Below are 6,411 nucleotides of genomic sequence, written 5' to 3'. Positions count from 1 at the left end.
TGGCCATGGACGCGTTCTCGGGCGACTCCATTCCCACCCACCTGCTCACGCTGGAAGCGTTTGACGCCTACATGCGCCACATGCGGCCGGATGGCCTGCTGGCCGTGCACATCACCAACACCTACCTCGACCTGCGCCCGGTCATGGCCTCGGCCGCGCAGCACGTGGGCAAGGTGGCACTGTTGCTCGAGTTGCCCTCGGGCCACGGCGACCCGTTTTGCCGCCGATCCACCTGGGTGGTGTTCGTGAACGCCGCCCAGGCCGCCGCGCTGCCGCCCTCGCTGCAGGGTGCTCAGGTGCTGGAGCAGCGGCCCGGGTTCCGGCCGTGGACGGACACCTTCTCAAACCTGTTCGACATCCTGATCTAACCGAACGCCAGCCAGTGGTTGTCGATCCGGCTGCCGGCGGGCAGATCGGTCGACAGGCTGGCGCGGTCGGTCCCGCCGCCGCCCAGGGCACTCAAACGCCCGGCGGCCCACCATGTGCCCGCCACCTCGCCCAGCGCGCACGCCTCTTCCAGCGCGATGCTGTTCTGCCACTGACCCCCGGCGCCAAACAACGCCACCTGGTGGGCACGCGTGCAGCTCACCAGAAACCCGCCCTCGGCACGCGCACAGATGTCCCCGCCGTAACCCGCGAGCGCCGGTTGCCCGTGGGCGGTCACCAACTCACGGCCGTTCCAAACCGCAAGCACGGGCGCCGCGCGCCGCGCGTCCGGGTCGTCGTGCTCGGCCTGCAAGGCGATGCCCACGCACGCCGAGACCGGGTCCCACGCGAGGTGACGGATGCTCAGGCGCGGATCCCTCAGGCGCCACTGTCCCAGCACCCGCCCGCTGCCACCGTCCAGCGCCACCAGCGACGCGTCCATGCGATCGAGGTCGCGCTTGGCGCGACCGGTTTCGGGCAACGAAGGAATGCCGCCATTGGCCACCAGCAGGCTGCCAGCCGGCACATCGCCCACCCGCTGCGGCAACACCAGCATCTCGTGCGGGTCCATGCCGAGGGTGGCGAACTCCGTGGTCTTGCGTAGCGTGCGGGCCTGTCGCAAGGCCACGCGACCCTGGCCGCTCTCGCGGTCGGTCTCGGTGGTCCAGAGGGTCCGGCCATCGGGGCTGGCCACCACATGGCCGTTGAAGTGACGATCGTCTTCCACCCACTGCCATTGCGTGGCGTCGCTCTGGGGGTGCCAGCGCACCAGCCAGTCACCCGGTCGGCGCGCCATGGCCAGCACGCTGCCGCCCGCTTCCACCAGCAAGCCGTGCGCACGGGTGGGCACCAACAGTTCGCGATGCACCCGGGCCTGACCTGCGCCGAGATCGATCAGCCCGATGCGGTGGTCGTTGTCGGATTGCCAGGCCGCGAGCAGGCGCGCGCTGGCGGCGGGCGCACCCGGTGGTGTTGCAACGGCGAACCCGGGCAGCAGCCCGCCCAAGGCGAGCGCACCCAGCCAGCGCCGCCGCAAGGGGTCGTGGGCCTCAGTCACCGTCCGCGCTCGAAAAACCCAGCGGGATGTCCAGCGAACTGGCCACCTCGTTCTGGAACAGCAGGCTGAGCGATTTGAGCGCTGTCGATGCGCTCAGCACGGTGGCCGCACGCGCCGGGTCGACGACCGCCATGGCCTGGTCGGCCTGCGCCAGCGCGGTGCTCCATTTCGCGGACAGCGCGAGCTTGCCCTGCCCCATCAGAATGGCTTCGATCGGCGCCAACGCCTCACCGGGCCGGGGCGGTGCACGGCGCTGCTCCGGCGTCACGCCCGCGTGCTCGCGCAGCGTCCTCCATTGGGTTTGCCAGCTGGCGGCGTCACCGCGGCTGGCAAGCCGCGCATAGGCCGGGCGTTCACCGGCCGGCGCTGCCTTCAGCGGCTTTTCCATCTGGGCCCAGCGCAGGGATTCCAGTCCACCCAACCATTGGTTGATCCATTCCGCCATGCCTTGGCCCGAGGCCTCGGCGTCGTCATCCCAGTCCTTCGCAGCGATGCTGGCCTCGGCCTGCACCAGGGCCAGCGCTTCGCGCTCCACGTCCCTGGCCACCTCTTGCGCAAAGGCGCAGGCGGCTGTGGCGGGTGCAGCCGGCCGCGTCCACAACAGCCATTCGAGTGCGGGCAAGCCTTTGGCGGGTGTGCCCACCAGTTCCATCGCCTTCTCGCCCTGGGGCGCGCGGGCAATGGCGCGTTCGATCAGCGTCGGGCGCACGGGCCAGAAGTCGATCTGGCGCTGCGAACGCCGCTCCAGCACCGCCCCGGTGGCCACGCTGGAGAAGGCCTCCCACGCCTGCAAAGTGCCTTGCCATTGCTGGCGCGCCGCCTGCAGCGCGCCGTCGCCGCCCGCGGGGCTGGCGCAGTGGGCGGTGGTCTGCCTCGTCAAGGCCTGCGCCGCATCGGCAAAGGCTTGAGCGCGGGGCAGCAGCGTGTGCTGGTGCAGTCCCTGCATGGCTTGAGCTGCGTTGTAGATGGGGAAGGCCACCACTGGCTCGGCGCTCTGGGCGTGGGCATGGCCCCCGGCCAGGCACATGCCCACGCCGGCCATGAAACGGTACAGCTTGATCACAGCGACTCCACGAACCTGACCAGCGCATCGCGCTCGGGTTTTTTCATTTGCAGCACCTGCTGCTTGCTGGCCTCGGCCTCACCGCCATGCCACAGGATGGCCTCCAGCACGCCGTTGGCACGCCCGTCGTGCATCAACCGGGTGTGTCCATTGACGTCCCGGATCAGGCCGATGCCCCACAGCGCCGGGGTCTTCCACTGCCGGCCATTGGCCAGAAAATCCGGCCGACCATCGGCCAGTGCATCGCCCATGTCGTGCAAGAGCAGGTCGGTGTAGGGCCAGATGGTCTGCCCCTGCAAAGCCTTGCTGGTCAGTCGCGGGAACGGCCCCTCGGCCGTCTTGTAGGAAGGCCGGTGGCAGACAGCGCACTGGGCTTGCGCGAACAGCCGCTGGCCTTGCAACACCTGGGGCTCGCGCACGTTGCGCCGCGCCGGTGGGGCCACCGTGGCCTGGTAAAAAACCACCTGCTCCAGCGTCTCGTCTTCGATTTCTGGCTGGGCGTCGTTGGAGCCGTTGGGCGCGGCCAGGCAGTCTTTCTGCGCGGGGGTGCAGGTCTCGGTCGGAAAGTGGCGCGAGGTGATGCCGATGTCCCCATGGAAGGCGCCCGCGGTCTGGTGCGCCAGCGTGGCCACGTTGGCCTTCCAGCCAAAGCGCCCGAGCATCTCGCGCCCGGCGAAAGCGTCCCAGACCCGGTTGGGCTGGCCTTTGATCGGGCCGGGTTGCGCGGCCTGGTTCGCGGCATTGGCCACGATGTCCTGCTCGGCAATCGACTCCAGCAGCCCCACACCGATGATCTGCGGCGCGATGCGCGGACTCATCAAGGTTTTCGGGTCCAGCGGCCCGTAGCCCAGGTTGCGCAGCTCGTAATGCGGCTGTTGCAGCGTGTAGCGCGAACCGTCGGCAAAGCGGCCGCCAAGCGGCTTCCAGCGCATCACCACCTCGCCCTCCGGCTTCACGTTCTGGTTCGCGGCGGTGTTGAACTGGTCGCCGTACACCGCTTCGTGCCTGGGGCCGCCGCGCGCGTCGGTGCCGGGCACGGAGAGGCGGATCAGCAGCGCCAGTGGCTGTTCATCGGACAAGCCCTTGCGCCACGGCGGCGGCTCGCCGCGTCCGTCGAACAAGTGGCAACCAGCGCACGAGCGCGCCAGGAAATGCGGTCCCAGGCCGTCGCGCGCGGTGGTGGATGCGGGCGCCTCGACCCAGTTGCGTTTGAAAAACGAGTTGCCGATGACGAAGCGCGTGCGCTCGTCGTCGGTCAGGTTGGCCGCCGGGAACGAGAACGCGTTCTTGCCATTGGCGTGGACCGTGGTTTCGCCACCGGTCATTTCGCCCAGCAGGTCCCCCGAGCCCGGCGCGGCCTGCAAGCCGGCGTGAACCGCGGCGCCGAGCCCGGCGACCGCGATCACGGCCACCAGCCAGGCCGCACGCGTCACGGCTGCACCAGCGTGAGCTTGGTGATGCCCACGGCGGTGGCGGCGGCCACGATGTCGTTGGATTGGGCGGTCAGGCTGGCGATGGTCTTTTCGATGCTGACCCGACCCGGTGCATCCTTGGCGCCAGCGATGGCGCGGTCAAAGGGCGCTGGAATCGCCTCGGCCGCCTTCACCGAGCCACTGATCTGCTGCGTGGTCTTGTCGGCCAGCGCGGCGTTTTTCGCCGCGACCAGATCGCGCAGGCTGGGGCCTTGCACCAAGCTGCCGTCCACGCGGGTGAAGCGGCCCAACCACACGTTTTCAATGCCCCGTGCGTTGGTCACCGCGTCGCGGTGCGTGTTGTCCGAAAAGCAGCTGTGTTCGTCTTCCTGGTCCTGACTGGCCAAGGCCACCTCGAGCCGCTCGCCCGCGAGTTCACCACGCGAGAGCGAGCCCAGCGAGACGAACATCTTGCGCAGCGACTCGTTGCCGCCCTTCTCGAACCTGGCGCGGTAGTTCGCCTTCTGGCCGGGCGCCCAGGCCTTGACGAGGCTGGAGAGGTCGTCCACCAGCAGTTCCGTGACCACCGTGAGGTACTGGCGGCGGCGGTCGGCGTTGGGCGCCTTGCCGTCCACGAAGTCTTCGAAGCTGCGGTTGCCCGGGCCGCTGTCGGAGGTGTCTTGTCCCCAGAGCATGAACTCGATGGCGTGCCAGCCGGTGGCAATGTTCTCTTCGCCGCCCCGCTCGTTCAAACCCGAGAGCGCTTTCTTGGTGATGGCCTGCTTGCGGTTGTTCACCAGCCCGGCGGTCTTCTTGCCATCCACGGCGTCCACGTAGGACTCATCCATCGGCCAGGCGTTGATGCGGCCTTCCGGGCCGCTGTCGTTGTCGATCGGACCGCCGTAGAAGCGGAAGGCCTCGGTCTGACCGTAGAACTCGCGCGCCATCAGCCACGCCTTGCGCGCAGCGGCCTGGGTATCGGCCGAGGGGGCGGCGGTGAACGCCTTGATGGCCTCCTGCAACGTGCGCGCCGTGGTCAACGCGTCTTCGTAGTTGGCGTGCACGAGCGTGGCGTAGTGCGCGGCCACGCTGGACGGGGTGGCCGCCGTCTGGGCTTGTGCCGACAAAGCCATGCTGAGAACGGCGGCGGCCAGGGTGGTTTTGATGTACATGGAAAGGGCTCGCTTGAGGTCAAAGAAAGTTTGAAGGCGATATTAACGCAAATGCGAATGATTTGTAATGACAACCCGAAGACGTTGCGAGGATTCGCTTGCGGCCCAACGTGACCGACGACCCACCACCGCACACCGCATACACTGCCCTCTGCTCCGGGGTGCACCGACCTGAAAAGGTCGGGCGCTGAGACGGCTTACCAGCCGAACCCGTGAACTTGATCCGGTTAGTACCGGCGAAAGAAGAGCGCATGCCCCACGCGGCATGTGGGCGAGCACCTCCTCCGTTCTCACGGCGGAGGTGTTTCACCCGCCATCGCGGTCCATGGGGCGGTCCTCCGGAGCATTCACTGCCCATCCACCGGAACCGGAGACCGCCACCATGAATGCACCCGATCAACTCCCCGTCCAGTCCCCCGCTGCCTCGCTGGCCCTCAGCCGCGAGCCCTTCCCCGCCTCCCGCAAACTCTACGTGCCCGGCCAGCAGCCCGGCGTGCGCGTGCCCATGCGCGAGATCGCCCTCACCAATGGCGAACGTGTCGTGGTGTACGACACCTCGGGCCCCTACTCGGAGCCCTCGGCCACGATCGACGTGACGCGCGGCCTGCCCGATGTGCGCGGCGCGTGGATAGCGTCGCGTGGCGACACCGAGACCTACGCTGGCCGCGCCCGTCAGGTGCTGGACGACGGCGTGAAGAACGAGGCCCGCCAGAACGACACCACCATCGAACGCATCGAAGCGCTGCGCGCGCAAGCCGCCGGCCTGCAGCGCACGCCTCGCCGTGCCAAGAGCGGCATGAACGTGACGCAGATGCACTACGCGCGCCGCGGCATCGTCACACCCGAGATGGAATATGTGGCCGTGCGCGAGAACGGCAAACGCGAATGGATGGCCGAGTACCTGGGCGACACCGCTCGCGAGGCTCGCCTGCGCGGCAACCCCATGGGCGCGCGCATCCCGGACATCATCACGCCCGAGTTCGTGCGCGACGAGGTGGCGCGCGGCCGCGCCATCATCCCGGCCAACATCAACCACCCCGAGGTCGAGCCCATGGCCATCGGGCGCAACTTCCTGGTCAAGGTCAACGCCAACATCGGCAACTCGGCCGTCACGTCGAGCATCGAGGAAGAGGTGGACAAACTGGTGTGGGCGATCCGCTGGGGCGCGGACAACGTGATGGACCTCTCCACCGGCCGCAACATCCACACCACGCGCGACTGGATCGTGCGCAACTCGCCGGTGCCCATCGGCACGGTGCCGATCTACCAGGCGCTGGAGAA

5 protein-coding genes, 1 pseudogene and 1 riboswitch are annotated in these 6,411 nt (G+C 68.4%); of the genes and pseudogenes, 2 read left to right on the top strand and 4 right to left on the bottom strand.

What is annotated here, in order from left to right; all coding sequences use genetic code 11:
- Positions 1-368: pseudogene (locus IV113_RS25185) on the top strand (hypothetical protein); the annotation flags it as partial.
- Here IV113_RS25185 and IV113_RS25180 read toward each other — a convergent pair.
- The 4 genes from IV113_RS25180 to IV113_RS25165 are packed head-to-tail and all read right to left on the bottom strand — an operon-like array spanning position 365 to position 5,130.
- Positions 365-1,483: a DUF1513 domain-containing protein gene (locus tag IV113_RS25180; RefSeq protein WP_291091042.1), complete on the bottom strand. Its 1,119-nt coding sequence runs from the start codon at positions 1,481-1,483 to the stop codon at positions 365-367. The pseudogene IV113_RS25185 and the gene IV113_RS25180 overlap by 4 nt on opposite strands.
- Entirely contained in the window at positions 1,476-2,546 is a 1,071-nt protein-coding gene (locus tag IV113_RS25175; protein ID WP_291091040.1) for an imelysin family protein, read from the bottom strand. Before IV113_RS25175 ends, IV113_RS25180 begins: the two co-directional genes overlap by 8 nt.
- Positions 2,543-3,979: a di-heme oxidoredictase family protein gene (locus tag IV113_RS25170; RefSeq protein ID WP_291091038.1), complete on the bottom strand. Its 1,437-nt coding sequence runs from the start codon at positions 3,977-3,979 to the stop codon at positions 2,543-2,545. The genes IV113_RS25175 and IV113_RS25170 overlap by 4 nt, the downstream gene beginning before the upstream one ends.
- A complete protein-coding gene (locus IV113_RS25165; protein WP_291091036.1) occupies positions 3,976-5,130 on the bottom strand; it encodes an imelysin family protein in 1,155 nt (384 codons plus the stop codon). Before IV113_RS25165 ends, IV113_RS25170 begins: the two co-directional genes overlap by 4 nt.
- Positions 5,131-5,277: 147 nt before the next feature.
- Positions 5,278-5,392: riboswitch (TPP riboswitch) on the top strand.
- Positions 5,393-5,512: 120 nt separating this feature from the next.
- On the opposite strand from IV113_RS25165, the gene IV113_RS25160 reads away from it, so the two are divergent.
- Positions 5,513-6,411, top strand: an 899-nt coding sequence (locus IV113_RS25160) for a phosphomethylpyrimidine synthase ThiC (RefSeq protein WP_291091035.1), incomplete at its 3' end; no start/stop codon positions are given.

The organism is Hydrogenophaga sp. (assembly GCF_018780385.1).
Taxonomy (GTDB): domain Bacteria; phylum Pseudomonadota; class Gammaproteobacteria; order Burkholderiales; family Burkholderiaceae_C; genus Hydrogenophaga.
Note: the sequence above shows the minus strand (reverse complement) of the source record. Positions and strands in the feature narration are given on the sequence as shown.

What these genes read in the sequence shown, in the direction of transcription:
- IV113_RS25165 (WP_291091036.1), bottom strand. Translation starts at nt 5,130, where the DNA reads ATGTACATCAAAACCACCCTGGCCGCCGCCGTTCTCAGCATGGCTTTG.